Source organism: Devosia sp. Leaf64, from assembly GCF_001421945.1.
Classification (GTDB): domain Bacteria; phylum Pseudomonadota; class Alphaproteobacteria; order Rhizobiales; family Devosiaceae; genus Devosia.
Map to the genome: position 1 here is coordinate 19,139 of NZ_LMLO01000020.1, position 26,990 is coordinate 46,128.

Sequence of the window (26,990 nt, forward strand, 5' to 3'; positions counted from 1 at the left end):
CCATGAGTTGACTCAATCCCTCTACGCTTAGGCGGAGCTCATCCATGATCGCCCTAAACTCCGACTTGGTCATAGATGCATTGGGCAATCGCAGGACGGAGCTCGTTAATACGCGTGATCCATTAGCCCACTCAAGAACTCGTCCGTCTTGAGCTACCCTTAGTGTCTCAAAAAGCTGCTTATCGCCACGCAGCTTTGTAAAACTACGATTGTTGTAAAGAAGAGGCGCCATATCGACCGACCGAGAGGATCCATCGCTGAGTGACACCAGCACTCGGAGGCCAACTAGACAGCTAACCTTTGTAATTTCAGCTTGTTCGTGTCCAGCGACCATTTCGATACCTTTTTAAGACCAGATGATAACCCGGATTAATCAGCCCTAGACGTCTGGGTGGCTAGCCTTTGTGGCTGGGACTAGGGGCATCAAGTGTGCGCCGCGAAAACCCTGCCAATCATCTGACACCGAAATAGTCGACATGGGATCATCCCTGATCAGTTTGCTTATCAGGTGCAGTGTGGGCCTTGCCATAAGTGCCGTCTTCGAGAGTTTGCAGAATAGTCGTTGGTATTGCTGCGTGCTTCGTAGAAGGCCAGCGGATGTCCCATCCCCAGGGATCCGCTTCGACGGATCGGAAAACGTCGTCATCGACAAGTTCGACAAACGCGCGATGGCTCAAGTGAGGTGTCAGATCAATCACCGACACTCTTCCATCCGACCACTCAACACTAACGGTACGCCCCTGCCCAGGCGAGACCTTCGCAAGTCGAGGAATGGGCTTTCCGGCTGAAATTATGTCGACGTCTTCCATCGCTTGCTCCGAGGTCTAATTATGGGCTCGTCTGAAGAACAATTCGAACCAAGTCGGCTGCGTTCTTTGCGTTCATTTTCTGCATGACGCGGCAACGATGGACTTCCACCGTACGATGAGAGATGCCGAGAGTGTTGGCCGCCTCTTTGTTGGAGCGACCGTTAGCAATAAGGTTGAGAACTTCTCGCTCCCGATCTGTGAGGGAATTGAAGCCTCTGATTTCAATCGAATTGCTGCCCACGCCAGACTGAAACTGCTGCCTCAACGCGCTACGGATTGTACCGAGCAGATGTTCGCTATCCAGCGGAACGGAACAGACATCGCGTGCGCCCGCTTTCATTGCGGCTACTGCTGCGTCCACGCTCTGAATGGCCTCGATGACGATTACCGGTATGCCGCAGGTTTCAGCTTTGAACTGCATGAGAGCTGGAATAGTGCTCTGTTCAGCAACAACCGATTTCATCACTACTAGGTTCGGCCCGCGCTTCGATACCGCGCGATTAAAGCTGTCGGTATCCAGGAAGAAGTGAGTAGCGTAGCCTTCAAGTCGGAACAGCACGCTCAGATGTTCGCAACTTTGAAGATCACTATCTAAAATATAGATAGTAACGTCGGCTAGAGCTCTTTTCGAAAGGCTTATCTCATCTACCATGTTCGCCTCGTTGCGTAGGGTGATTGGTAGTATGACGGAAGTGAGATATCGAAAAAATACCCGTATAGTGGTAAGTATTGCTCCTCGCAAATCGGACAATCTACCGATCAATGCCCCAAAAGTGGTATGCAAAATTTCGTATCGCCCAAAATGATGGCATCTTATCAACGGTAAGTTGCAAGAGGCCCCAAATCATGCCTCAATTGCTCAGCGACAAATCTCTGAGGGACGCAGATGATTGGGCGTTTTTGGTATGAGGACACTCCAAGTGTCGCTCACATCTCATTGACACTTATTTGGCACGACGGAGAGCCTCACGGTCGGCTCAAGGCACCGGCTTACCTATGTGAGCAACTTGGAGAGACGTTCGGTTATCGTGAAGAGGAGGCTATGACGCTGCCTTTTGCGCTGAGCTACGCAGTGCTTTTGGCCACCATTTCGGGTGCGAAACTTACGCTGACCGGGGACATATCCGTGTGGCCAGATGAGTGGGGCAAACTTTATCACCGTTCAACCGAGCCGATCAGTCAGGTTGAACGTGGAGCTCGTTTAGCCTGATCGCGGTGACAACTGCGTGCAGACGATTTAAGGCGCCCAGTTTGGTTACCGCGTGCTTCGAATGCACTTTCACTGTCTCTTCAGTGATGCCTAGCTGAACTGCCGCAGTTTCTGCGGTGTAGCCCTCAGCAAAAAGGCGCAAAACTTCCCTTTCACGCTCGGTCAGCACATTCCTTTTGGCATCGGTTTCGACGGAAAGTTTCGAGGCTTCAGCCTGCTGATGCACGGTCATGGTGATGCCGAACATCCCCTCATAAAGCCCCCCTGCATTTTGATGCGGAACGCCATGGCCTGTAGCGAGCACAAAGCCTCCGTCGGCGCGGCGGATCCTGTAGTCGATCCTGTACTCTTCCTGATCCAGGTTCGCTTTCGCGAACGCTGACCAAGTTGCACGACGGTCGTCTGGATGAACGGCGTTTAGCCATACCGTACCGACACCATCTGCGATCCCAGTGAGTTCGCCCCAAGCGCTGCTGAGATAGATGCATTCGCCAAACTCGTTGCAGATCCAGCCGAGTTGGCGCGTGCTCTCCATAATCGAACGAAATAGCTTTTGACCTTCTGTCCAACTACTGGAAGGGTCTGCCATGACGAGCTCCGGCCGGTATGGTACGTCGAATGACATTAGATAATGCTGAAGTGAATTTCACGCAGTTATCATCTGAAGAATCGCTGAATTGTCCTGAAAATTACGTATTAACTCTTAGCCAACGCGCCTTTATATTTCGCCGCGGATTTAGTTGGATCATTCCTCCCACTAAGGCTCCACACCTCAGCGATACACGGCGGGAGCGAAGCGCTACAACACTACCTTGCTCAATTTCAAATCATGTCATTCATGCTGGAGCGCGCTAATTTGGGGAGCTCATAGATTCTCGAAGTAATACTCAATCAAGATGTTGAAACGGCGCTATTTGTTTTCTTCGCTACCACCACGTCCACTGCTTAAGCATTTTTGATCGCACAACCTGTAGGGAAGCATGTTCTCAATAAATACTCAGGCCGAACTGGATCTGTTGAATGATCAGATTTTCCGTCAGTTTGAAAAAACGGGGCCTCGTCATTCCTGCAATGCCCGGAGGTTACGGACTTCCGCCAGTAGCGTTCACGATAGGCGGGGCGGCGACAGGGCATCCGGATTTGATAATGTATGGAATTGCGCCAGGACTAGCGGTGCCATCGCTAGAAAACGCGTTTTCAGTGGTGAAAGAACGGTGGCCGTTCCCGAATTTTGAGTTCTCTGACCAAGTCTTGGCGGGCTATGATGTTCGTTTTCGTGATGTTTCTCGAAGCGATCTGCTACATAGAACCATGGTGCTCACGCGAGCATTTAATCTGCAAAAAAAATTTTCACAGACGCCTCTGCTGCAGGTTCTTTGGCCGGACGAGAACGGCGTTTTCCCTCACGAATCTGGTTGTGATGCCGGCGTAGCTGCTTGCCAGCGGATTAAGGGCTTACGCAATTGAGTAGCAGGCGTCAGTGGTCCAACTTAGGTGCCAGCGTCTGCAACATAGTCTTGCAATAAGGTCCATAACGCCAAGCATCATGTCTGCGGGGTGCCCAAATGGATACGCCAATCATCGGCTTCAGCGTCTAGAACTTTTTGCTGGGCTTGGATCCTGTGAAGTGATCGGAACTATGTGAGTCCCTTCGCTTTAGCATTGGTGTAGAGAGCCAAACCTCACCCATGGCGGCCACCTATCCAAGCTCAACTGCGGCTTTCAAATCAGCTTGAATTTCATAGCGAGAGCCACAGCATGAACCCGATTGAACGCCCCTAATTTGGCACCTGCGTTCGAGATATGAGTGTCGACTGTGCGACCGGTTATACCCAGAACTGCTGCGACGCTTTCGCTGGTACTTCCCTCAGATATAAGTCTCAGTATTTCACACTCTCGGTCCGTTAATCGCCGTCTCAGCGGCTGTTGGCCCTCCAGCTCGTCTTCGAAGGTGTCGGCTTGGTGTTCCTCAACGATGCATACGGTCCCTTGGAAACCTTGAAACTCGTCATCGTCGTTGAACTTCGGCAGAGCTACGGCCCAGACTGTCGAGTAGTTGTCTCCTGCACGAGCAAGGCGGAATAGCGACGAGTATGCACTGCGATTTTCATAAGCCTGGAAGAATGAACGGCGCACTCTGGCTACGTCCTTAGGGTGTATGAGGCTTATCCAGGTGAGCCCGAGCCCGTGGTCCTTTGCTGCGCCGGTAAACGTGAACCACTCTGGACTGAGATAGCAACACTCACCGGCAACATCCGTCGCCCAAGCGATTAGGTCAGTGTTTTCGGTTAGAAGCTGAAAATGCTTGTGTGCAGGGGCCGCAGCCGAGCGTGTCCTCATGGCTGAAATCGCCTTTCAATTGACGTAGGTCTTTGAACAAGTCGAAAACAAAAGCTGTGCCATTATAATATACAAACGCAATCAGACACTAGCGGACGTGATGCTGAAAAAATGTGCAACAAGCTACCAACGAGAGTGATGTCTGCATGGTTCGCGACATTATTTAATGTCAGCCCAATAGCTATGGTTTGGCAAACGCCTGAGTGTGATGGCCATACGCGAAGCGACAACTGCCCTTTTACAAAGATTTTTGCTTTGGGAGTCCTGCCAAAACAACCGTTGCGTCCGAAGGGTGGCGCTAGGAGTGGCTGGCCGACGCAAAAAAGAAACAGGCAATATTATGGACGAGCGGCCCGTGTATCGCCAGACTGCTAAAGACGGCCTCTCTACAACGTCAAAGCTGGGCCATTTGAAAGCCGGTTTCTGTGAAGTGCAGTCTCAATCGCTAGAGCGCGACGAGGCGTACGGCCAAAGTTGGCTCCGACCCACGAACGGCGGCTTTTCGGCGTAGACACAATCGACTTGAACGTCCGAAAGGGGGTCGCTATCTGCCTGTCATCAACTGATCGTTCTGAATGCACCGTCAAAATATCCCAGTGGTGATGCTTTGGTCTCGACACTGACCGGCCTGACACGACCGATTAGAATGGCGTGGGAGTGCCGCTCTATCGCGTCTTCAAGGGTGCAATCGATACTCGATAGCGCGCCTTCCAATAGACGCGACCCGGTGACCCCACGTGTCCACTCTGAGCCGAGATATCGATCATTGCCCTTCACCCCGCCGATGCCGGCAAAACGACTGGCGATGTCAGACTGATCGGCGGAGAGGATATTCACCGCAAAGGCTTGCGCCTCTAGCAGAGCAGTCCATGACGAAGACGAACGATTCAAGCTGACAAGGATTGTTGCCGGCTCAATCGAGAGAGATGACACCGAGGTTGCCGTAAATCCGGTTATCTCGGCGCCGGTCCCGACAGTTATCACGCTGACCGCTCCCAGGAGATGGCGCATCGCCAGTTTGAATGCAGCGGGATCAGCATCTGCATGAGCGCTATCAAGCTTAGTTGCGATCATCATATCGCGCCTTGGAAAATTGGACGTAAAAGAAGCATCACGACCCCGGCGAGCGGGGGCAGCATTGCTGTCGAAATCAAACGGACTTTCAGGAACTGTGTGCCCATCAAGGGGAGTTCGTAGGAAACGATCCGGTGAAAGGCGAAGAGCGACCAGCCGGTGACAAAGGCGATCATCTGCGGGTGGCCGGCGCCGAGATGGCCGATGGTCAAGACGATCGGGTAGGACACCATCGGGCCGCCGGGAATGAAGGCGCCAGCAATGCTGGCAAAGAGAATGCCGCCAAAGCCGGATGCTTCGCCGAGAACGCCGGCGACGAGCTGGGCCGGCAACATGGTGCTAACAAAGGCCGCGATCACGAAGCCTGCGGGAGCAGTGAAGGCCACGGATTTGAACTGATCGAGAATGCCGCGCAGCATCGAACCGAACTTTTCGGGTTTTGCGAGGCGGACTGTCACCAGCAGTGCCAGTGACAGCAGGACCATGACAATTGTCTCAGTGCTCATGTGAGGCTCGCTTTCCGCGTTCTCGCGACGATGAACCGCGCAATCAGGCCGGCCATGAGCGGCAGTGGCAGCGTGACGAGCAGGCGCGTGAGGACGAAATCGGAACCGAGCAAGGGGATTTCCCAGATCAGGACGCGACTTGCGCTGAGCGCGCCCCATGCGGTGAGAAAGGCAATGAGAGCACCCATGTCTGCACCCGCCTTGGAAAGGGCGAGGACCAGCGGAAAGGAGGCGAAAGGACCGCCGGGCATAAGAATGCCGAGACCGATGGCGACGAACAGACCCCGCCAGCCGGATTCCTCGCCGAGCCAGCGCGCTACCTTTTCCTTTGGGAGGAGCGCGCCGATACAGGCAGCCATCACGAGGCCGCAGACGAGATCGACGATGATGCCGCCAAACTGATCGGCACTGGCGCGAAGGCTACTGACGACGGCGTCTTCACCCTGCAGGACATAGCAGAGTACGCCTGTTGCAATCGCGACCGCGACAAAGCCGGCGGCCTGGGGAATCCAGGCGCCGGATTTCTTGCCAGCCGCTTTGGGACTGGGAGTGGTCCCTTTGCCGGTATCGGTCACTTGCCTTGCGCCACCGGGCGGGCCGGGTCGGCAGACCAGGCGGAGAAAGAACCGACGAAATGGCGCGCGTCGATGCCGATTTCGCGCAGGGCAAGGCTTTCGAGCGCCGCGGCGACGCCGCCTCCGCAATAGACGCCAACCGTATCGCCGGGCTTTGCGCCATTGGCGGCGAATAGAGCCTCGATGGCGGGTTTGGGCAGCAGATGGCCGGTCTCATCGAGAACCAGTTTGGAGGAAATGCTGCGAGCGCCGGGAATGTGGCCTGCCTCATAGCCTGCGGGGTCTCTTGCGTCGAAAACCGGGATATTGGTCGCGATCAATCCGGCGATTTCGTCGGCGGAGGCCGTCGGCAGATGGCCGGTCGTGATGATCTCAAATGTTCCGTGACCATCCGCGGGGGTTTCGTTCGAGGTCGTGCCGCCGGCGGCGATCCAGGCATTGAGGCCGCCATCGAGGAATTTTGCATTTTGGTGGCCGGCCCATTCAAGCACGAACCAAGCGCGGGCAGCGGCGGCATGGGTCTTGTCGCTGTAGACGATGACGAGGCTGTCAGGATTGATGCCCCAACGGGTGATATCTTGCTGGAGCTGCTCGACACCCGGCAGTGGCCTTGCGCCGGCTGTGCCACCGCCCTGTCCCTGCAACTGCGTGCGGAGATCGACATAATGCGCTCCGGTGATGTGCTGAGCTTGATAGTCAGCGCGGGAGTCTGGCTTATCGGGCGCGAAACGGACATCGAGGAAAACGATATCCCGCCCCGCGCTATGCAGCGCCAGGGCGTCGGCGGCGGAAATGATGGCAGAAGTCATGATCAAGCCTGATCCTTTGCCTGGTCGAGGCCGAGATGGCCGACCAGCGTGGAGGTTTCATATTCGGTGCGGTAGATGCCGCGCCGCTGCAGTTCGGGGACGACGAGGTCGACGAAGGCGGCCAGTGGCTGGGGCGAATAGGGCGGGAAAATCTTGACGCCATCGAGCTCGCGATCTTCGAACCGCTCTTCGATCCAATCGGCCACGTCCTTGGCGCTGCCGACCACGGGAGACTGGTTGCCGGGGAAATTGGCGATGTAGTGGAAGAGATCGCGGAAGGTGACGTTTTCGCGGTCGCCAAAGGCATCAAGGGCGCTTTCAACCACCCAGGATTTGTCGGGCGACTGGAAGGGCATGCCGGTCAGCTTCTGTGGCGCGGACTTCGCTTTGGCCTTGAGCGCATCGAGGTCGATGACATCGAGCACCTTTTCCTTGGCATCGGCGGTTCCAAGCTCGATGCCGAGGAAATCCCCGACAAGCTTCGGTGCATATTCGTTCTGCGTGAAGTTTTGGACTTCGCGATATTTGTCGTGGGCCGAGCGGCTCGTTTCATCGACGAAGAATGTGAAGCCGGGCAGGACGAGTTGATCGTCGGCGGTGCGGCCATGTTTAGGGAGACGTCCCTTGATGTCGTCGTAATAGGCGCGGTTCCAGTCGCGGCCGCGATAGGGGCTGAAACGGATGTCGGCATATTTAGCGCCGAGGTCGAAGGACTCCTCGCTGGTGCCGGCATGAATGATTGGAATGCGCCCCTGGGGTGGCGGCGGGATATTCAGCGGCCCCTTGACCGAGAAGAATGCCCCCTCGTGATTGATCCGGTGACCCTTGGCCGGATCGAGGAAGACGCCATTGGCGCGATCGTCGACCAGCCAGTCCTTGTCCCAGCTATTGAGCAAGGCATTGAAGACATGGAGGAACTCGTCCGCCTGGGCGTATTTCTGGTCGGCCTTGGGGTGGATTTCGCGCGAGAAATTGAGGTTGGCGTCGGTGCCGGCGACGCCGGTGACAACGTTGAGCCCAGTGCGGCCACGGCTCAGGTGGTCGAGCGAGGCCATGGCGCGCGCGGTGTTGTAGGGATCGGAATAGGTGATGTTGATGGTCACCACGATGCCGATCTTGCTGGTCAGCGCGGCAGCATAACCGCCAAGGGCATAGCCCTCGATCTTGAAGACCTCATTGCCATTGGCGCGGGCGGATTCGGGATCGCTCTTGATGGCATTGCCGATGAAATAATAGTCGAAAAGACCGCGTTCGGCGGTCTTGATCGTATCGGCCATGAACACGGGATCGACTGTGCCCGTATTGCTCGCTTCGGGCAGCCGCCAGGCTGTGCGATGGTGTCCGGTGGGCCAGATCGAATAGCCGATCTTGAGCTGCCGCTTGTTCTTGCTTGCCATGAAAAGCCTTCCCGTCAGGGGTGGGCTGCCAGGCTCAATGCCCGGCAGGCCCTATTGATTATTTTGCGGAGGGCAGCAGGTAGTCGGCGATGGAGACATTCTCCAGCACCTGCTCGGGCGCAGCTTCAACGCCGGAGGCGATCCATTCCTGGGTAGCGTCCACGTCGACCGCAGCGGCGACGTAGCGAGCCGCCGTCAGGAAGGCGAGATTGTGGAGCTTTTCGGCGTCGCCACCGGCAAGCGCGACATAGTCGACCTTGTCGAATTTCAGCGCGATTTCGGTGCGCTTGGCTTCGTCGAGGTCATTGAACCAGACGGCGAATTCGCGATAGGCGGTGGCGAAGCGGCCCGCGAGATCTTCGTTCTTGCTGCCCCAATCGGCGGTGGTCCACCAACCGGCCTGGACGGCATCGGGGTTCTGATAGTTTGCGGTGACCGGGTCGCCGACGGTGCGGAAATTGTAGCCGTCGCCTACGCCATCATTGGAATAGGCCGAGAGGAAGCCCAGGGACTGATAGGCGTCGATGGCCCCATTCTCCAAAGCCTCGGGAAGCGCGCTGCCATGCTTGAGGATGTTGAAGTTGACGTCGGCCGGGGGGATGCCGTTGCTCTCGAGGAACTTGTTGGCGAAGACGCGGAAGAACGGCACGCCGCCAATGCCGAGGTTGCGGCCCTTGAGGTCGGCTGGTGTCTGGATGTCGCTATCGGCCTTGACGATGTAGTTGACGGCCTGGCTCGTGTGGTTGGCGCCGGCTACGAGGCGGATGTCGAAGCCATTGTGGATGGCGTTCACGCCGGCAAAGGTATCGGCATAGGCAATGTCGGCGCTGCCGCCGACGACGGCCGCGATGGTCTCGGTGCCGGTGGCGAGGCCAGTGATTTCGACCTCGATCCCGTGCCGTTCGAAGAAGCCTTCTTCCTGGGCAATGGCGATGCTGTAGGTGCCGGTAGTGAGGACAATGCGCAGCTTGTCCTGGGCCGAGGCGCCGCCGATAAGCAGCGTCGAGAGAGCGAGGGACAGCAGTGCCCCCTTGGCGATCATGGTCATGATGGTGGTTTCCGTGATGGTGTCGTTGGGATCAGGCCGCGACGCTGTCGGCCGTCAGGCGCCGCAGTTCTGGTGCGACGTCGGATGCGAGAATCTGGATGGCCCGGAGCTGATCGGCCTGCGGCACGGCGCGCCAATCGATCTGGAAGATGTGGCGGTCATGGCCGATGCGGGCATGCTGGTGGCGAAGTTTTTCGAGCACATAGTCGGCATCGCCCACGACGATGTTGGAGTTTGGATCGGCGACGATCTCTTCGAACTGCTCGCGCGTCGGCGCCGGCTTGCCGCGGTTGAGGCGCATGTTGGAAACATAGGCCTGGTAGTGCGGGAAGAACGTGTCGCGCGCCTTGGCGCTGTCATCGCCGACATAAGCATGGGCGCTGAGCGCCACGCGAGCGGCATCGCCAGTGCGGCCGAGCTTTGCCGAGTGTGCGCGGTAGAGCTGAACGAGGCCAACCAGCCGTTCGAACTCGGGACCGGGGGCACCGGTCTGGACATGCAGGCCGAGGCGCGCAGCGCGTTCGAACGAGGCCTCGTTGAGCCCCGTCGTCTGCCAGATGCTGAGTTCTTCGCCATAGGCGCGAGGCCAGACAAGCGCATCAGTCAGGCTCGAGCGACTCTTGCCCGAGAACGACACGCTTTCCGAGCGATTGACTTTGGAGATGAGCTCGATCTTCTCGTTGAAGAATTCGCTGCGATCGGCGTAATCGACGCCGAAAAGATCAAAGGACTCCAGAAACACCCCGCCGCCGAGCGCAAGTTCGGCCCGGCCGGATGAGATAAGGTCCAGCGTCGAAAACTGCTGGTAGAGACGCAGCGGATCGTCGGTGGTCAGGACGATGGTCGCCGTGCCAAGACGGATTTGCTTGGTCCGCGATGCAGCGGCCGCCAACACGGTCGAGCATGCGCTGACGGAAAAGTCCGGCCGGTGATGCTCGCCCACACCGTAGAAATCGAGGCCGAGCTGGTCGGCGAGTTCGATACGGTTCAAGAGGTCGTGCAGATTGTCGTAAGCGCTCTGGCGCACCCCGGTGACGGGGTGGGGATAGGTATCGCCGAAGCTGAAAAGGCCGATTTCAAACATAGTCTTAGTCCCAGTAACAGTCAGCTTTGCATGAGGCCGGTTCGGGCGAACCGCTTCTCGAGGGCAAGGAAAATCGCGTTGATGAGGTAACCGACGATGGCGACGAGGACGGTCGCTGCCAGCAGTTTGCGGATGTTGAAGGCCTGCTGGGCTTCGAGGATGTAGAATCCAATACCATCGTTGCCGGCGACCATGCCCACCACCACGGACATCATCAGCGACGTGCCAAGAGCCTGGCGCATGCCGACGAGAATGAAGGGCAGTGCGGCCGGCAAGGCGACTTCCCATTGGGTTTCCCACCAACTGAGGCGGAAGGTCTGGGCAGTTTCCTTGAGCGTCTGCGACAGGCTTCTGGCGCCGGCATAGGAGGTCATCAGCAGCGGGAAGATTGCGGAGAGCAGGAACACCAGGATCTTCATGGTGTCGCCGATGCCGAAGAACAGGATCAGTACCGGGATGATGGCCGTGGTGGGCTTGGCCCGTGCAATCTCCACCAGCGGCTCCAGCAGCGCCCACACCACTCGCACCCGCCCCATGAGAAAGCCCAGAACCACGCCAATCGGCGCGGCGATGGCAAAGCCGATGGCGAGCAGGCGCATGGTATCGAGAAGGGCCCAGAGGAGGCCGCGGCCCGAGAGTTCCTCGACCAGCGTCTGGCCGATAAGGAGCGGCGAGGACACGGTTGGGTTCAGCTTGACGAGAGCCGAGAGCTGCCAGGCGACCAGCAGCAGCAAAAGCACTGTCCAGCCGAAGGCACGGGTGTGGAAGAATTTGCGCACAGCAGATTTGCCAGAGCGGGCGGAAGCAAGCTGCGGCTCGTTACCAGCAGTGGCATCCTGCCCGGTGCGCTTGGACGAGAAATGCACCTCGTCGCGCTCGATCGTACTCACGCTCATTGGGCACCTCGCAGAACCAGTTCGAGAATGTGCCGGCGCATGGCGAGAAATTCTGGAAGTTCGCGCGTCGCAACCTGATCGCGCGGTCGCGGCAGATTGACTGCGATATCCTCGCCGATACCGCCGCCATGCTCTTTCATGACGATGACGCGGTCGGCAAGGTAAAGCGCCTCATCGATGTCGTGGGTCACGAAGGCAACCGTGAGCTTGCGCTCCTGCCAGATGCGCAGCAGCAGATCCTGCATATTGGCGCGGCTCAAGGCGTCGACGGCGCTGAAGGGCTCATCGAGAAGAAGGATGTCTGGCCCTGACGCCAAAGCACGGGCGATGGCGAGCCGCTGCTGCATGCCGCCTGATAGTTCAGAGGGAAAATGCGACGCTCGGCCGCTCAGGCCGACTTCATCGAGATGATTTTCGACGAGGGTTTCGCGCGCGTCAGCGCCGAGCGAGCGAAGCGCCCTGCGGTCGCCATGGGCGTGGCGAAGGCCGAATTCGATATTCTTGCCGACGGTCAGCCAGGGAAAGAGCGAATCGCCATAGCTTTGGAAGACATAACGGACGCTGCGGCCGGCATCGGCTGCACCATTGATGCTGATCGAGCCAGTCGTCGGCGCTTCGAGGCCGGCCAGCAAACGCAACAGGGTCGACTTGCCGCAGCCCGATCGGCCGACCACGGCGACGAAGGAGCCGCGCTCGATATCGATGTTGGTCTGCGCGAGCGCATCGACCTGACGGCCATTGCTCGTCACGAATGTCTTTGAAACATCGCTTACCGAAATGGCAGAGGCTTTGGAGGCTCGAAATGCCGCCGTATCACCGTGAGCCTGCAGCGGGTTCAAGTTGGTCATGCCGTCCCCAGCGGCCCGGCCAATGGCTCCAACCGCATATTGTCTATCGATGTGCTAGACAATAAATTGTAATTATAATTATACAAGGAACGACGTTTCGAAATCGGCGGGTGTGGTAGGAACGTTGCCCGGCGAACTTGCCAAGGCGGGGAACGAAATGCTCGCCTCTTAGCGCAGGGGCTTGGCTGGTCCGGTTTCCATGGGGAGGCTTGTATCCTCCACCCATTCGGCGAGCGAGCCGTCATATTCGGCCGCATTGCCATAGCCGATGACCGACAGCGCCAGCGCCCCGAGGGTCGAGGCGATACCGCCGCCGCAATAGGTCACGATCTTGCGGCCATCGAGCGGCACAACGGCTTCGAAGGCGGCGCGAAGCTGGTCTGGAGGCAGGAGCGCATTGGTGCGGGGGTCGAGCAGGGTCTTGAACGGCAAGTTGACGCTACCCGGTATGTGGCCTGCTCTCTGCCTTGCCGATACTGCGCCGGTAAAATCGTCCTCCGGGAGTAGACAGACGAGGGCCGCACGGTCCTCCCCCAGCACAATCTTCTCAACGTCCTGCTTGGAGGCGAGCAGCAGACCATCCCACAAATTCTGATATTTTTCAGGTAGATGCGGCCATATCTGCCCGGTTTCGATCTGTCGGCCCTCAGAGCTCCACTTCTTGAAGCCGCCATCCAGAACCGCCACGCGCTGATGGCCAAAAGTCTTGAACAGCCACCATAGGCGCGCTGCCCATTGGCCAACAAGGCGATCAAAAATCACCAGGGTTGTTGTCGCGGCGATGCCGCTTCTCGTCGCCGATTCGATAAACTGCGACCGCTGTGGGCGTGTGAACGGAAGCGTTGCGCTGGCGTCGGAATAATCGAAAAAAAGGTCGGCGAAGCGCGATTGTGGAAGGCGCCCGTCGCCCTCGAAAGCGTCGAGACCGCTGCGAAATTCGGGTCGGCCGGAGGCGTTCTTGGTATCGAGAAATATGCTGGCTTCAAGAATGACGAGATCAGGGTCGCCGAGGTGGACGGCAAGCCATTCCGTTGAAACAAGCGGCGGCAGTTCTGTCATCGCATGCCGAGCCATTCTTGACAGTACAACGCCTTCAGCCCTTTACCGAAACGAAAATCAACATTATTATTTTAACTAGACCTTATAAACGAACAACCCGACATGGGCGCCACAGTCCTTCAAGGGTGAGATTTTTCGAGTGTGCCGAGGAGCAAGCGGCTTGTTCTCTGCCAGACGATATTCCGAGGATGTGCGCTCCAAAGCGATCGAGTCGGTCAACCTTCGGCGCCTCAAGGATCCGAAGGACCGCACCGTATACCGGGAAGTCGCCGAAGAATACCAGATAGGCGAGCAGTCACTTCGCCTTTGGGTGAAAAAGGAAGACTCCCTCGCTGCATCCAGCAGCGTCGCCGACATGTCCGAGGCGGCGATGCCGCCAATGACGCACCTGCAAATGGAAGCCGAACTCAAACGGCTGCGCAGCAAGGTCGCCAAGCTTCAGAGCGAAAACACGCTGCTGAAAAAAGCCTTCGTCGCCATGTCGTCGGAATGGCAGGAATAAATACCCGCATAAGTGACGGTATCCGAATTGGTCTGGTCTTGACCAGCAACGCGACTTGTAACGGCCCTGCCCTGACTTCAACTTCGGACTGGTTTGAGGGCGGTAGCTTTCGGCAGTTGGGGCGGACGAACGGACGTTGGTCCGAACCCAAGAGGCGTGCATTTGAATCATTGCTCGGTGTCAGGGCCGAGCGCTCAGCCAGCAGTTGCATGACCTAAGACGCATCGGACGGTGTCGGCGCATTTGCCTGACGTGTGAATGTCGGCTTATGGATTTATGATGGCCGGGCCAGAACGACCGCAATGGGGTCGACTGCTGCCGTCACGCGAGGCGCTGCTGAACGGCAGCTATCGCGCGTGCTGCTCCCGAAAGCCGACTGTCCGCCACCGGCCCCATTTCTGCCAGCAGCGATAGGCGCTACTAAAGGCCGCTCGCGACTGTGGGCGCCCAACGCTGCCTGTCGGCGTTGCCCATCCTTGTCCTCCGCGCCGGGATCGACGGAGCGCATGGGGCTAGGAAGGGCCGTTATCAGACATTTCCCCGCCCTCGGGGGCCTGTCTTCGGTGTCGAATTTGGGCTTGTCGTTTGCCAAAGATGCACCTGTTGCCAGCTGAAATCCTCGTTCAGCCCGTCCCTATCAAATCCCGATTGGCAACGTGGAGCCCGGATCGACAGGCGTCCGCGCAACGCAGCGTGACGTGTCAAGTGTCTTGAATTTCAAGATAGCGGTTGCTGCGACATCCGAGGACATTTTTCGATCAGGTACCAAACCCGGTCTCCTCCCTCAGTGATGACAAGGCAGAATTCTTGACGGCGCAAGCCAGCCCCAATAAGAGCGCCCATGGCTAAGGCTGCCGTGAGATCAGACGGGATTGGAGAGATGGCACGTGCAGCAAGGTTCTCAAAAACCGCCGGGCCTTTCAGCGCCCGCGACCGACCTCATTGCCTGGAACCTTCGGAAGTGGCGCACGGCTGCCGGTCTCAGCCAGGACGGCCTCAGTACCAAGGCAGACGTTGATCGCACCTATGTCAGTCGCCTCGAACGCGGCCTGGAGAACCCATCGATCCTTGTGCTTGAAAAGCTGGCCGCCGCCTGCGCGATCCATGTTTCGCAGCTTCTGACAGTGCCCGATGCCTCCGAGGAACGTCCCCGAGCCATGGCCGCCGGGCGGAAACCCAAAGCCATCAAAGCTTCAGAGGGCGATCCAAGCTAAGCGGTAAAGCCCTGCCAATGGCTTGAGCGCTGGCCTTCGGGCAAGAGACCGTCTTCGAACTGCACAAGCTTCCGGGCAGCCTTGAGCGCGTTATAAAGCTTCCCCTGCCCGATGGCTTTGTTGATCTCTGCCACGTGAGCCATGGCGCCCGGCAGCTCGGCGATGATCATTCCGGTCAGCCGGAAATAGCTTTCGCGGTAAGCGTCGAAATTGTTTTCAAGATACGCTTGCTGGATGGCGAGGTAGATCTGCCGCGAAGACGTATCTGCGTGAACCTGGTCGAGGTAGTCTTTTTCGCGAATGATCGGCAGGGCACCATCGACGTAAAGATTGTAGATCGCATCGGCGTCGCAATAAATCATGCCGGTGCCGACATAGAGTTTTTCGCCAGGCTTGAGAGTAAGTTTGAGTGCCATCTGCTTTCGCCGTTTATGGCGGACATAGACGATCCACTCGCCGATCATGTCAATGAAAAAGAAGAAGGCGGGCTTGTGACCCGCCTTCCTTTTATCGTTGTGCTGCTTGCGATTAACGCAGGAGCTGCAGAACAGCCTGGTCCTGCTGCGACGCCATCGACAGAGCCGAAGACGACAGCTGCTGACGGGTCTGAAGAGCCAGAAGGTTGGCCGCTTCAGCGTTCGTGTCCGCCAAGGTCAGGTTCGCTGCGCCGGTTTCGAGCGTGTTGATCATGTTCTTGGTGAACGACTGACGGTTTTCGACAGACGACAGGTTGGAGCCGAAGGCCGAAGCCTGCGAACGGAGTTCGGTCAGAGCCGAAGACAGCTTGCCGAGGAAAGAATCGATTGCTTCATCGGTGTCGAGGTCTTCAGCAACGAGGCTTTCGATCGACAGGTTCGAGGCGTTGATGCCGCGCACGTTGCCGTTTTTGTCCTTGGCCTGGATATCGATCGACGACGTGCCGGACTCGTTGAAGGTGATCTTCAGCTTGTCGCCACGGAGCAGATTGATGCCGTTGAAGGAAGCGTCGTCAGAAAGCTTGTCGAGCTGGTCACGCAGTTCGTTGAACTGCTTGGACAGGTTCGTACGGACCGAGTTGCCTTCGACCTTGAGTGCATTAACAGCGCCGTTACCGTTGGTATCGACACCGATATCGAGTTCCTGAGTCGACATGTTTTCGATGCGCAGCTTGCCGTTGTCATTCGAAGCGCGAACCTTACCGCCGTGTTCGCGGTTGATCAGTTCAACGAACTTGTCGACAGTCTTGGTGGCATTGAGAGCAGATACTTCCTTGGAGCCCGTGCTGACAGCATCCGAGCCGAACAGGGAGACAGCGTCAGTGCCGGTGATCGCCAGAGTCTTCGCTTCAGCTTCCTTGGCAACCAGCGAGAACTTGCCATTCGTATCAAACGATGCTTCCACACCCTTGATGCCGGCCTTTTCGAGCTGTGCATTTACAGAAGTGATCGTCGCAGCCTGCCACTTGCTGACGTCGACTTCGTTTGTAGCAACGCCGCCGCCCTTGACGCCGGTGATCGAGATATTTGCGGTCTTGCCGTCATAGGAAACCGAGAACTCGTCGGTAGCTGCTGCGACAGTCTTGGTGGAGGCGCCGAGGACAGCAGCGACATCGGTACGGCCGTCAACGGCAGCTACACCGGCAGTGGTTGCGGTCGAGGTGCCAGCGACACCCGTAGCTGCAGCAACGTAGGTCACTGGAGTTGCCGGAGCTGCTGGAGTCTTAGCGGTGAAGGTAACGGTGGCACCCGTGCCGCCGAGATCATACATAGCACGGAAGTCTTGAACGGCTTGGCTATTGTTGGACGGGTCGGCGAAGAATGCACGAACGCTATCGCCGATATTGGCAGCGGTCGCGCCGTTAGCGACGGTGATCTGGATGCCGCCAACTGTGATATTGCCAGCGGCCGTAGCGGGGCCGGTGATCGTGAGAGTGTCCACCTGCTTCACGCCAACGACGTTAGTCGGGATGCTGGTAACTGGAGCAGGAGCGCCGTATTCGGACGCAGTTATGGTGATGTTGCCGGAGGCTTTATCTGCGGTGTAGGTGTACTTTCCGTCCTTCTGACCCTTTTCGAGATTGGCAACGAAGTCTTCGAAGGTTGCGCCGGTCTCAATGGTCTGGCCGCCCACGGTCATGGAGTCCGGAACAGCGCTGTAGTTGAAGGAGGTCGAGGCCTTCTGTGCCTGGTCAGCAGCGGCGAACTCAACCTTGGCCGCTTCTGCGGTCGGGTCCAGGGTCTCGATGGTAAAGCCATTGGCGCCGTCCGCCGTGACCTTATACTTGTTCTTGGTGCTGTCGACAGAATCCAGCTTGGTCTGAATGTCGTTGGCGATGGCGGTGTTAGTGATGGCCGAAACCGTCACTTCCTGACCGGCAACAGTAAACTTTGCACCGACTGCAAACTTGTCGGCAGCCACGTTAGCTTCATTATTCGACACGACTGTACGTGCGCCGATGCCCTGAGCCTCGATAGCGGTCGCGCCCGAGCCCGAAGCCGCAACAGCGGATGGGCCGATGTAGGCGGTGGTTGCGGTCGTAGTCAGCTCGGACTTAACACCAGCGGTCTTGACCGCGTCAGCGAGTTTGAGGGACTTGCTTTCGTCGCCAAACTGGCCACCGACGAGGTTGATCACCGATGCGTCGGTTACTTCGAACGACTTGGTCGAGAACGACTTGTCCTGGCGAGCCTGACGCAGGGTCGACTGCATGGATTCAAGGTTCTTGGTCAGCGCGGTGATGCCGTTATTGGCGGCTTCGATGACCTTGATGCCGGAGGCCATCGAGTCGAGGAGGTTGCTCATATCGGCTGCGCGGCTGTTAAGAGCCGAGGCGGTGAAGAAGCTCGAGGGATTGTCGAGGGCAGAGTTCACCTTATTGCCGGTCGCAAGACGGTTCTGCGTCTTGTCCATCATCGAGGCGGTATTCTGGAGGCTCAGAAGGTTCGCGCGAACGGCCTTCGAGAGAGAAACATCGGAACCNNNATTCTTGGATGTTGGCCCTCTTCTGAAGGCCTGCTTCACCATGAGGCACCGCTATTTAATGGCCAGTTAATGCTGAACGGGCTGCTACCGGATTACGTAAAATTTGCATCAACGAGCATGTCAGGATTGACATCACACCAATCTGCGGCGGGTGCTCCTGCCAGCGCAAACCTCAAGAAAACCGCCGATGCGGACGGGATGAGCGAATTGCTCAAGAACGAACGCCGGTCCGGCTTCACGGATCAGCATGCCGCCATGATCGATGCGATCAAGAGCGGCAACTGGAATGGGCTCGGGGATGTATGCGAGGCTGATATCCGCGCCTCGCAGGATTTGGTGTTCGACATTCTCCCCACCGAAGACGGCGCGAGCGCCGCATCATAGCGAATTGGTCTCCAAAGACCTGTCACCCCCAAATGAAAGTAGAAGCGATAGCAACCGACCGCTGGGCCATTTCCTCTGGCTCGAATTCGAAAAACTTGCCGGCTATTCCTGAGCACTCTTGATGGTGAATGGGTATTTGTGTCCGGAATGGCAGGACACGATCCGGATGGCTGGATCTCGCCCAACCCCGAGGAGCAAACTCGCCAGTCGCTCCGCACTATCGCTGCGGCCCTTGAACAAGCGAGCGCGGGCCTTGCCGATATCTTTCGGCTCAATGTCTATGTCGCCGATCGGCAGGACGTGATGACCGTCTCAGAGGTTCTATGAGAGGCTTTTTCCGATCCGCGCCCCACCAACACCACGATCATCTACGGGTTTCCAGTGGAAGAGATTAAAGTCGACATCGAAGTCACCGCACGTCAGCGCACCAGCTGAAATCGCCACGAGGCGGCCAGGGCCGGAGCTCATAGGCAGAAGCCTGCCGAGATGCGTGGTCACGCACATCAACGCCATCCCCTCCACGGTATAGTATCCAATCTCATCTCAACCCGGTGCAGAGATGATTTCCGAAACAAAAATGTTTAGGATACAGACGGCGAGACGATTGCCGACAGAGGCACCGAGCGAAAGCTAGCGCCCATCGTGTACGAACGGGCAGACCGCGTGGCCCTCGTCGTCGCGCATACAATCGTCTTCATGCTGAGGGTAAACGCCGTACTGGTGCTGTCGATCGAGACTATTGCCAAGTAATATGGCATTGAAACGCCTACATCGACCCGAACCCTAAGGGGGGTGGTCTCCTGCGTGATGGGGCGATCACTGCCAGCCGAACCGTTGACGGACCGCAGTCCTCGTCCCCGGCCCGATAGCGGATCACGAGCCGTCGAAATACTCGGCTCACCGGCCAAGGCCAGCCTCATATCCCTCGTCAGCAACACGCTTCTGTTGCCGGCAGCTCCGATCGATCTGCTCCAAACCCGCTCGCTTCCTTCAGCCTCCTCCAATCCCAATTGACTGAGCGAATGGACGATGGATCGCAGGCGCCAAGGCAACCGGCGTTATGAGACATTTACGGTTGGCGGGTGCAACAGCGCCGGGTCTGTGTCTTAGCCAAGTCTTAGATAGAGAAAAATCTACATCGAAGAGCTCTGCCAACAGCGCGTTTAAGCCCCGACTCAAACCGGGCGGCTCAAAGACGCGACACGGCCTCTTCGATTCCATATCCTTCCAACCCTTCTAAAAGGTCGAAACTAGTCATCGTCCAAAAAGAACATGGGCGGCCAGGATGCTTGAGGACGTACGTTCAAGGTTTTCTCGTGCTCGAAATAGGTTACCGCACCTTCCCGCAGTTCATGCGGATCCAGACCCGCTCTACGGAACAGCCCTTCTAGGAATGACAGATCCTTTGCGAGCTGGTCTGCGTCGTCTTCATCGCCGTAAAGCCCTGTAAGACTTTTGTTTGCAAAACCGCGCTCCTCCACCAACGCGATCAGCCCGCCCGCCAGGATAAAGTTGTCGATAGACGTCATCTGCCGCCGCCAGCCAAGCTCGCCGACAAGACCGGCCATGGCGAGGATGGGCAACTCGAATCGCCGGGTCGGCAGCACATCAAAAGCAGGTTCGAGGTTGAAAAGCACAGCGGCCTCGATCATGGATCGAAGCGAAAGAGAGGGCAGCGACTTTTCAGCTGTGAGTTTTTTGGCCGTCGCCTTAGAAATCTTCGGAGGTTCCAAAACTCCTGGGGCGGTCTCCCAGCTGTGGCCTGCGTCATTGAGCAGCCGCCGTATGGTGTCTCGACGCGTTACTCGGCCCTGTTCCGCCGACGCCAGCGCGCGGAACCAAGCTGTCAATGTGTCGACGAGGCGCATCTCGGTGGTCAAGACTTCAGCAAAAGATCTTCTTTGCAACCGTCGAGCGAAAGCGTCATCGAGCAGCTTCGTGCATTCGGCTTGATCCAAACCGTACGCACCGGCCATGAAATCCAAGCCATTTTGCTCGCCGAAATGCCGCGCCGGAAACTTCCTTGCTCGGCTATGGCTGGCATTAATATTGAACAGAGAGTTGCAGCTTGTGAGCTTGTCGCCGATCGCCTTGTAAGCGTTGTCAAACTCGGCGGCGGCATCGCGATCAGCCCTCAGTCCGAGCCGAAGAATGCGAAACGTTGCTTGAGCCAACGCAGCTTTTAGCGCTAACGCCGAAGGGCTGTCCTCTGGTCGGCCGGTGTGATGAGTGCCTTCGAAATCCGACGGCAAGATCAACGCAAGAGCGATGTTATTGGCGCGGAATAGGTCATCCTGTTCTGTCGTTGCTACATGCATACGAGCCAGCTCGCTATCGCTGAAACTGTTGACGACGAGATCCAAGCCGATGCGGCTCGAAAAAACCCGCCTCATCTGTTCCAGATAGCCTGACACGATCTTTGCGGCCAAAGGAGTGATGGTTTCCTCGAGATCCTCCATCATTGCTCGTGTCAGGCCAAGCGTAGGAGAACGCTGTCTCAAGAGCTGTTGATTTTGGATGGGAATGTCATCGCTTGATCGCAATAGCACAAATACCGTCAGACATGTGTTCATGATCTCGGACCTTCCCTGGTGTGCTTGCGCTCACATGGCAAAGGTCGCCCAACCATGCATTTTTCCGCGCGAGTCAGCCAATCCGCTATTGGCCTGCTTGGCTCCATTCTCTTGTCAGCAAAAAGACAGTCCCGCAACGCGGCGACACAGGTGCTGTCAATGACACATGAAGAATTCGAGAAGCTGGCGAAAGCCACGTGTCGAAATGCGGGTGGCCTCGTGACACTCATAGACCACGTTTTGCGCCTATATCCCGCCCTCCGAAAGCTTCAGATTGAAGACAATTCATTTTACTACATGGCGGAAGTTATCAAGAAGGCCAGAGGCGACAAGACAGAGCTGGAGAATTTCAAAGATCGTATCAAGACGTACTATCACAGGCTCCGCCGGGAAAAGGGCGACCCTTTGATAAAGCGCGGCACTGAACTGTCCGCTACTCGACAGATTGGCGAAGATGCTGCTCGTCCATTCGATCATCAATCTGACAATGTGAGCGGGGCGGTGGCCTTGAGCGCATCGCCCGCACCAGAGCCCTCCGGGTCGAAAGAACCAAATATAGCGAACGCGCATGCGTCGTTAGAACAGGGCCAACCAAATACTTTGGCGCTTGTCAAACAGCCGCCGGATCCACCAAGACAAATGTCCCTGACCGAGGCACTTCATTCAAGAACAGGCAGGCGACGACTGGCGGAGGAGTGAGTGTGCTCACCCAAAAAAAGGTCGCTTTGAGCAAATCCGCTATTGGCCCCTTCGCATTTATCACGCTTTTGCACGACGGTCCGGTCACTCCGGCCGCATTCCGCTGCCGGTTCCTCGAAAGGAAACGCTATGCTCGATTTTCCAGAAATCCGCCAGCAGGAAATGCCGCCGCTCCTGATTATGACTCAGCACAGGCTTGGGGGGGTGGGAAAGTCTCTTGTTGCACACCTCCTCGCTGAAGCATCCCACCGCTCTCTCCTATCATTATGGCTTTATGACAATGATGGCCAACAGTTCCTGAAGCCTTACGGACAGCTGACGCGGCTCCTGCTGGCTGCGACCGAGATTGTTGTGAACGACCCTCTTGCCGACATCCGCGCTCATGAAGCACTCGACCAGAGGCTTCACATGGCTCTGCCAAACGATATCCTGCTCTACGACGGCGCGGCTTCCTCGATCAATCGTCACACATACGCTGTCGACCAGCTCGACTTCGGGCCACGCCTTGAGGCAATCGGACGATATGCCATGATCGCCATTCCAGTAACTACTCGACCAGATATTGCGCGTGACGCCCTCGTGGCATTCGAGATCTGGCGGGATCTTTTGCCATCGCCCCACATCATCGTGCCTTTCATCAGCAATCGTGACGGTGACGTCAGAAACGTGTCCCCCGGACACGACTTGCGAAAGCTCGTCAAAATGGCAAACGACGGGGTTGTTGTCATTCCACCAACGCCGATGGCAATCATTAATGAGATTCGCCTCTCCGGGCTTACGCTTGGCGACATGGCCGATCCAAGAAAAATCTTGGAGATCGCCAAGATTGCAGAAAGCATCGGACAGAACCCGACCATCTTTCAGTTGATGCGCCGTGCGTCAGCTAAACTCATAACCGAAACAGATGGGGCAATGCGCCGCCTGGGTTTTACCCTCGGCCTTTCATAGAAGGGCCCAGCCACGAAGCGGTCAGCGAAATGGCACTGCGCCAAATCGCTGACATCTCCGATCCGGACGAACAGGCGAGCGCGCTATTGTATATCGCGCGCTTTCTCGACCCAGCGAGCTTAAGACGTGTTCTGCGAAGTGACGGTCCAATCGGCTCAGCCCACGCAGCGAGACATCTCAAGCGTCTCATGCAAACCAAGGCTCAGGACAGATGGATCAGCCCGCTGATTGCCGAGATTGAGCATCGTGCTGTGCAGTCGGCAGGCAATCAGGTGATCAGGGATGGACGCATCGACCATGAGAGCCCGTTCGCAAAGGATTTGCTGCCGGCGCTCAGCAGATTGACACTTGTCGAGCTTTTGAAGCTGAAGCTCCATCGATTAAGCGCTGGACGTTTCAAGCATCTCTAGCAAATAGGCCCGCGAGGACGTGCTTGCGGGCCTATGCCTGTTGATTGCATCTGAAAAGTGACCTTTGTTTCGGCGTGCAAATTTGACCCCGAAACGAGGTTATCGGCGTCGGTATTGACCCCCAATGTTTGATTTGAGCAGACTACCCAGCCCGGAGTGAGGATGGGTGGCGGGGATTAAGTGCATGGATACGATTGCGCGGATCCGGCGCAAGTTTTCGTGGCCGGCATGACGATCAAGCAGATCGTTCGCGAGTTGCATGTGTCGCGCAATACGGTGCGCAAGGTGGTGCGGACGGGCGCGACGACGTTCGAGTATGAGCGTGAGCACCAGCCGCGTCCGCGGATTGGCCCTTTAGAGGCTGAGCTGGATCGGCTGCTGTCGGCGAGCGAGAACAAGGCGGCGCGGGAACGGCTGACGCTGATCCGGCTGTTCGAGGAGGTCCGTAGCCTCGGCTACGACGGTGGCTATCATGCAGTCGTCGTTATGCTCGCACCAGGGCCCATGCCTCGTCATCGGCTGCAGCCTTCGTGCCGCTGAGCTTTGCCCCGGCGGAGGCCTACCAATTCGACTGGAGCCAATATGAAGTGCTGATCAACGGCACGACGGTGACGGTCACGGTTGCTCATCTCCGGCTCTATCACAGCCGCATGCTGTTCATGCGGGCCTATAGCCGACGCACGCGACAAGTCGAGATCATCGTGCAACATCGCGGCCTGGCTTTTAGGCGGCAGGCCCGCAGCCAGTTTTGCGGATGATCTCATGGTACCGGTCAGAAAAGACACATTGCTGCGGGTCTTCCGCCGACGGGTCATAGACCATGATGACACGTTGACATCGGTTGGAATCGACGACTTCGCTTTCCGGCGCAGGCAAACCGACGGGACGATTTTCTCCCACCTCGAGCGGCGCGGGCCGGTCGGGCTGCTGCCAGATCGCACGTTTAATACCTCCCGCGCCTGGCTGGTCGAGCATCCATCCATATCAGTCGTTGCTTGAGATAGTGGGCGTGGCTATGGCGAGGCGATCGCCAGAGGCTTGCCGAATGCCAAATAGGTCGCCCACCGCGGCATCTGACGGAAAACTCCAGCCGCGCGTTTCTCGACGCCGCCGGCAAATCCATGCGTCAGATCAGACCGGCGGCAGGCAGCAATATCGTGATCCCAGCTGCTGATCTATGCCGAGAGGCTGGAATATGAGGAATATTTGCGCCCGCAGGATACTGATGAGGCCATCAAAGAGCTGTCGAAGAAAGGAACCTCGATCTGTCCAATCCTCTGTCAGACCGGCCATAGCCGGAAGGTCGCGTGTGATGTCGCGCGCGGCCCGAGGTTCGACGTTTTCCGCACGTGGCCAAGTTCGCTAGATAGCTGGCTCCCGTGGCTAAACACCAGCTGGGACGAGGGCGTCCGAAATGCTTTAGCGCTCTGGCGCGAGATGCAGGCGCAGGGCTTTCAAGGACAGAGTGGTGTCGTCTCACAATGGGCGCAACGCCGGCGTGTTGCTGAAAAGGCAAATCAAAGCGGATTGGCACGGACACCATCGGCACGCGTGCTCGCCAGACTTCTGACCACGGCGCGGGCTGATTTGGCAAAGTCAGCAGCTATCTTGATCGCTGCGATCAAATTGAATGCACCCGAGCTGGTGGTGGCCGGCACCACTTCCCTCGAGGACTTTCAGTCCGTGATCCAGTCCAAACAGCAACCAAACTGGAAGAATGGTTCCGGTCAGCAAAACTCAGCCTTGTAAGCCCCTTTGCCAACGGGGTCGAAAAGGACATGACAGCCGTCAGAAATGCGATCATCTCTCCATGGCCCAACGGGCAGACCGAAGGACAGATCACGCGCGTGAAGCTCGTGAAACGGCAAATGTCTGGGCGTGCAAAGCTCGATCCGCAACAGGCGAGATTGATCGGAGCTCGATAGACAAAGCTTCGGCAAAAGTGCGTTCGAGCCAGGCGCGATGGGAATATACCCGCCTAACGAGCCACTTCGCAATAGCAATCAACACCGTGCAGTCTTAATCGGGGGCGACCGCGCTTCTTGTTGGGGCGACTGCGACAATGACGAATTATGCCTCTGAGTGACTTCTGGTGACTCCGAGTGACTTCTGGTGACTCCGAGTGACTTTTTGAGACTTTTAGTGACGCCTAATCTAGTCGGTACTCACTAGAATGCAGTGCGGAATATGAGGAAGGCACATGCACTGCCAATTCGTAAGACTCAATACGTATGGCGCTTTCGCCGCAACAATGGGAAGACGTCGATGGCATGAAAATGCTTTCGATATTCTTGATGAAGCCGGGAGGGTCTCCGGCGCCATGCCGCACATCAAGCACCCAAGTCCGCCACTTCTGCTGTGCGGTGACCTGCCACAGAATCTGAAACCCTGTGTCGAGACGATCTATGATTTTGGCCGCGACAACCGCGGGGCACCGCTGCGGCGGTCCTCTCCAGTATTATACGGGATCGTGGCATCTTATCCGGTGCCATGGCGCGAACTCGACGCTGGCATAAACGATGCGAACCTAATTGAATGGTCTCAATCCGTTGTCAGCTGGCTCGAACTGACGTTTGGAAACAATCTCGGGAGCGCCGTTCTGCATCTGGATGAACCCTATCCCCATGTTCATGCTTTCGTTATCCCGCCGATTGGACCGCTCAACCGGCTGGATCATACACTCCATCCTGGCCGAAAGGCTCGTAAGGAGGCTCTTGAGGGCGGTGCCGATAGGATCGATGGAGAGCGTGCCTATCGTGCAGGTATGCGCAATTTTCAGGATGGATACTATGAGAAGGTGTCCAAGCGCTTTGGGCACGAGCGGACAGGACCAAGAAGGCGACGATTCCAGCGCGACGTGGCGCTTCAGCGTCAAGCGACAGCTCGCGTTCTCGACAATTTGTCGATGATCATCGAGCGAGCGACCGATAGGCTCTCGGCCGGCGCATACGAGGCCAATCAAAAAGCATTGAATGATCTCAAAGTGATGGCCACATCCATCGGGGCGGCAAGGCTCGAACATGATAGAGGACGTGCCAATTCGCTCAGTGTGCTGCTGGCCGATTTAAGCGCAGCAAATACGGACACGACTGAACCAACTCCGAGAGAAGACAGTCGATTCGAGGTCCAGAATTTTTCCGATTTCGCCGAGGAGGCCGACGGCGATCATGGCCCAGGAAATTCCGAAGGTGTCGAGAATGATTATGAGGACGATCCCGGCCCGGAAGGCAATATGGATGTCGAATTTACTGAAGATGCAGCAGATTGGGAGGAAGACCGCTATCCCGCGCTCGACAATGACATCGAGGAAGACGACTGGCCATGACCGCCTACTCGCAGGTACGCATTTTCTCGCTCAGTGCGAAGCCGGAACCGTCAAGCCCGACAGCTTTTCTGGACGAACGATCCCTATCCAACATCGAGTGGTGATGAGGTCCATCAAAGGGGCGGGGCACAGACGAGGACGCCATGACTGCTAGAGGATGTTACCAGACATCCCCTTAGAACTCCTGCAAAATTGAACCACACCGGTTTTGCCTGAACTGCTGCCGGTTCGGTAGACACTAAGTTAGGCTAGTTTAGCTTGCTCTTCGTATTCCACGGGGCTCAGATAGCCCAATGTCGAGTGTCGGCGCCTCGGGTTG

General features: G+C 57.2%; 26 protein-coding genes and 1 pseudogene. 10 read left to right on the top strand and 17 right to left on the bottom strand.

Annotated elements, in window-relative coordinates; all coding sequences use genetic code 11:
• Window positions 1-482 precede the first annotated feature (482 nt).
• The 3 genes from ASE94_RS20695 to ASE94_RS12835 all read right to left on the bottom strand — a co-directional run bounded on the left by ASE94_RS20695 (window position 483) and on the right by ASE94_RS12835 (window position 2,608).
• Window positions 483-809, bottom strand: coding sequence for a DUF2442 domain-containing protein (locus ASE94_RS20695; protein WP_082461202.1), 327 nt, complete (start codon window positions 807-809; stop codon window positions 483-485).
• 19 nt (window positions 810-828) lie between these two features.
• Window positions 829-1,461, bottom strand: coding sequence for a LuxR C-terminal-related transcriptional regulator (locus tag ASE94_RS12830; protein WP_156352142.1), 633 nt, complete (start codon window positions 1,459-1,461; stop codon window positions 829-831).
• Between the two features lie 523 nt (window positions 1,462-1,984).
• Window positions 1,985-2,608 (bottom strand): LuxR C-terminal-related transcriptional regulator, encoded by a 624-nt coding sequence (locus ASE94_RS12835; RefSeq protein ID WP_162236092.1) that lies wholly within the window; start codon window positions 2,606-2,608, stop codon window positions 1,985-1,987.
• Window positions 2,609-3,039: 431 nt separating this feature from the next.
• On the opposite strand from ASE94_RS12835, the gene ASE94_RS20700 reads away from it, so the two are divergent.
• Complete coding sequence (locus tag ASE94_RS20700; RefSeq protein ID WP_082461203.1) at window positions 3,040-3,486, top strand: DUF4262 domain-containing protein; 447 nt, start codon at window positions 3,040-3,042, stop codon at window positions 3,484-3,486.
• Window positions 3,487-4,917: 1,431 nt separating this feature from the next.
• Here ASE94_RS20700 and ASE94_RS12845 read toward each other — a convergent pair.
• From ASE94_RS12845 to ASE94_RS12890, 10 genes are all read right to left on the bottom strand, one after another.
• Window positions 4,918-5,436: a flavin reductase family protein gene (locus tag ASE94_RS12845; RefSeq protein ID WP_082461204.1), complete on the bottom strand. Its 519-nt coding sequence runs from the start codon at window positions 5,434-5,436 to the stop codon at window positions 4,918-4,920.
• Window positions 5,433-5,939, bottom strand: a complete 507-nt coding sequence (locus ASE94_RS12850; protein ID WP_156352143.1) for a hypothetical protein — start codon at window positions 5,937-5,939, stop codon at window positions 5,433-5,435. The genes ASE94_RS12845 and ASE94_RS12850 overlap by 4 nt, the downstream gene beginning before the upstream one ends.
• Window positions 5,936-6,514 (bottom strand): permease, encoded by a 579-nt coding sequence (locus ASE94_RS12855; RefSeq protein ID WP_062630740.1) that lies wholly within the window; start codon window positions 6,512-6,514, stop codon window positions 5,936-5,938. The genes ASE94_RS12850 and ASE94_RS12855 overlap by 4 nt, the downstream gene beginning before the upstream one ends.
• Window positions 6,511-7,323: a rhodanese-like domain-containing protein gene (locus ASE94_RS12860; RefSeq protein WP_062630741.1), complete on the bottom strand. Its 813-nt coding sequence runs from the start codon at window positions 7,321-7,323 to the stop codon at window positions 6,511-6,513. The genes ASE94_RS12855 and ASE94_RS12860 overlap by 4 nt, the downstream gene beginning before the upstream one ends.
• Window positions 7,324-7,325: 2 nt before the next feature.
• On the bottom strand, window positions 7,326-8,720 hold the full coding sequence (locus ASE94_RS12865; RefSeq protein WP_062630742.1) for an NtaA/DmoA family FMN-dependent monooxygenase: 1,395 nt from the start codon (window positions 8,718-8,720) through the stop codon (window positions 7,326-7,328).
• Window positions 8,721-8,778: 58 nt separating this feature from the next.
• Complete coding sequence (locus ASE94_RS12870) at window positions 8,779-9,768, bottom strand: ABC transporter substrate-binding protein (RefSeq protein WP_062630743.1); 990 nt, start codon at window positions 9,766-9,768, stop codon at window positions 8,779-8,781.
• A 31-nt stretch (window positions 9,769-9,799) separates the two neighbouring features.
• Window positions 9,800-10,852 carry an LLM class flavin-dependent oxidoreductase gene (locus ASE94_RS12875; protein ID WP_062630744.1) on the bottom strand — a complete coding sequence of 351 codons (1,053 nt, stop codon included), beginning with the start codon at window positions 10,850-10,852 and terminating at the stop codon, window positions 9,800-9,802.
• Between the two features lie 20 nt (window positions 10,853-10,872).
• On the bottom strand, window positions 10,873-11,748 hold the full coding sequence (locus ASE94_RS12880; protein ID WP_062630745.1) for an ABC transporter permease: 876 nt from the start codon (window positions 11,746-11,748) through the stop codon (window positions 10,873-10,875).
• Window positions 11,745-12,596 (bottom strand): ABC transporter ATP-binding protein, encoded by an 852-nt coding sequence (locus ASE94_RS12885; protein ID WP_082461205.1) that lies wholly within the window; start codon window positions 12,594-12,596, stop codon window positions 11,745-11,747. Before ASE94_RS12885 ends, ASE94_RS12880 begins: the two co-directional genes overlap by 4 nt.
• Window positions 12,597-12,764: 168 nt before the next feature.
• The gene (locus ASE94_RS12890; protein WP_162236093.1) at window positions 12,765-13,655 is read right to left on the bottom strand and encodes a rhodanese-like domain-containing protein; all 891 of its coding nucleotides are present in this window, start codon (window positions 13,653-13,655) and stop codon (window positions 12,765-12,767) included.
• A 190-nt stretch (window positions 13,656-13,845) separates the two neighbouring features.
• Between ASE94_RS12890 and ASE94_RS12895 the strand changes: the two genes are divergently transcribed.
• Both ASE94_RS12895 and ASE94_RS12900 read left to right on the top strand, forming a co-directional pair.
• A complete protein-coding gene (locus ASE94_RS12895) occupies window positions 13,846-14,157 on the top strand; it encodes a hypothetical protein (RefSeq protein ID WP_156352144.1) in 312 nt (103 codons plus the stop codon).
• Between the two features lie 887 nt (window positions 14,158-15,044).
• Entirely contained in the window at window positions 15,045-15,371 is a 327-nt protein-coding gene (locus tag ASE94_RS12900; RefSeq protein WP_062630748.1) for a helix-turn-helix transcriptional regulator, read from the top strand.
• On the opposite strand, the gene ASE94_RS12905 is transcribed toward ASE94_RS12900, so the two are convergent.
• Together ASE94_RS12905 and ASE94_RS12910 are read right to left on the bottom strand one after the other, a co-directional pair.
• On the bottom strand, window positions 15,368-15,787 hold the full coding sequence (locus ASE94_RS12905) for a flagellar biosynthesis repressor FlbT (RefSeq protein WP_162236094.1): 420 nt from the start codon (window positions 15,785-15,787) through the stop codon (window positions 15,368-15,370). The genes ASE94_RS12900 and ASE94_RS12905 overlap by 4 nt on opposite strands.
• Before the next feature lie 112 nt (window positions 15,788-15,899).
• On the bottom strand, window positions 15,900-18,329 hold a 2,430-nt coding region (locus ASE94_RS12910; protein ID WP_210166239.1), incomplete at its 5' end, for a flagellin.
• A 534-nt stretch (window positions 18,330-18,863) separates the two neighbouring features.
• On the opposite strand from ASE94_RS12910, the gene ASE94_RS21500 reads away from it, so the two are divergent.
• Window positions 18,864-19,043, top strand: coding sequence for a Rid family hydrolase (locus tag ASE94_RS21500; protein ID WP_062630752.1), 180 nt, complete (start codon window positions 18,864-18,866; stop codon window positions 19,041-19,043).
• Window positions 19,044-19,966: 923 nt separating this feature from the next.
• Here ASE94_RS21500 and ASE94_RS12925 read toward each other — a convergent pair.
• The gene (locus ASE94_RS12925; protein ID WP_156352145.1) at window positions 19,967-21,289 is read right to left on the bottom strand and encodes a hypothetical protein; all 1,323 of its coding nucleotides are present in this window, start codon (window positions 21,287-21,289) and stop codon (window positions 19,967-19,969) included.
• Between the two features lie 54 nt (window positions 21,290-21,343).
• Here ASE94_RS12925 and ASE94_RS12930 point away from each other — a divergent pair, with 54 nt between their 5' ends.
• The 4 genes and pseudogenes from ASE94_RS12930 to ASE94_RS21505 all read left to right on the top strand — a co-directional run.
• Window positions 21,344-21,988 (top strand): hypothetical protein, encoded by a 645-nt coding sequence (locus ASE94_RS12930; RefSeq protein ID WP_062630754.1) that lies wholly within the window; start codon window positions 21,344-21,346, stop codon window positions 21,986-21,988.
• Window positions 21,989-22,117: 129 nt separating this feature from the next.
• Window positions 22,118-22,936, top strand: a complete 819-nt coding sequence (locus ASE94_RS12935) for a hypothetical protein (RefSeq protein ID WP_062630755.1) — start codon at window positions 22,118-22,120, stop codon at window positions 22,934-22,936.
• A 29-nt stretch (window positions 22,937-22,965) separates the two neighbouring features.
• Entirely contained in the window at window positions 22,966-23,346 is a 381-nt protein-coding gene (locus ASE94_RS12940) for a hypothetical protein (RefSeq protein WP_062630756.1), read from the top strand.
• 175 nt (window positions 23,347-23,521) lie between these two features.
• A pseudogene (locus ASE94_RS21505) lies at window positions 23,522-24,038 on the top strand (IS21 family transposase); the annotation flags it as partial.
• A 31-nt stretch (window positions 24,039-24,069) separates the two neighbouring features.
• Here ASE94_RS21505 and ASE94_RS21015 read toward each other — a convergent pair.
• Window positions 24,070-24,321 (bottom strand): hypothetical protein, encoded by a 252-nt coding sequence (locus ASE94_RS21015; RefSeq protein ID WP_156352146.1) that lies wholly within the window; start codon window positions 24,319-24,321, stop codon window positions 24,070-24,072.
• 231 nt (window positions 24,322-24,552) lie between these two features.
• Between ASE94_RS21015 and ASE94_RS21020 the strand changes: the two genes are divergently transcribed.
• A complete protein-coding gene (locus tag ASE94_RS21020) occupies window positions 24,553-25,095 on the top strand; it encodes a hypothetical protein (protein WP_156352147.1) in 543 nt (180 codons plus the stop codon).
• 451 nt (window positions 25,096-25,546) lie between these two features.
• On the top strand, window positions 25,547-26,671 hold the full coding sequence (locus ASE94_RS21025) for a plasmid recombination protein (RefSeq protein WP_156352148.1): 1,125 nt from the start codon (window positions 25,547-25,549) through the stop codon (window positions 26,669-26,671).
• The last annotated feature ends 319 nt before the right edge of the window (window positions 26,672-26,990 follow it).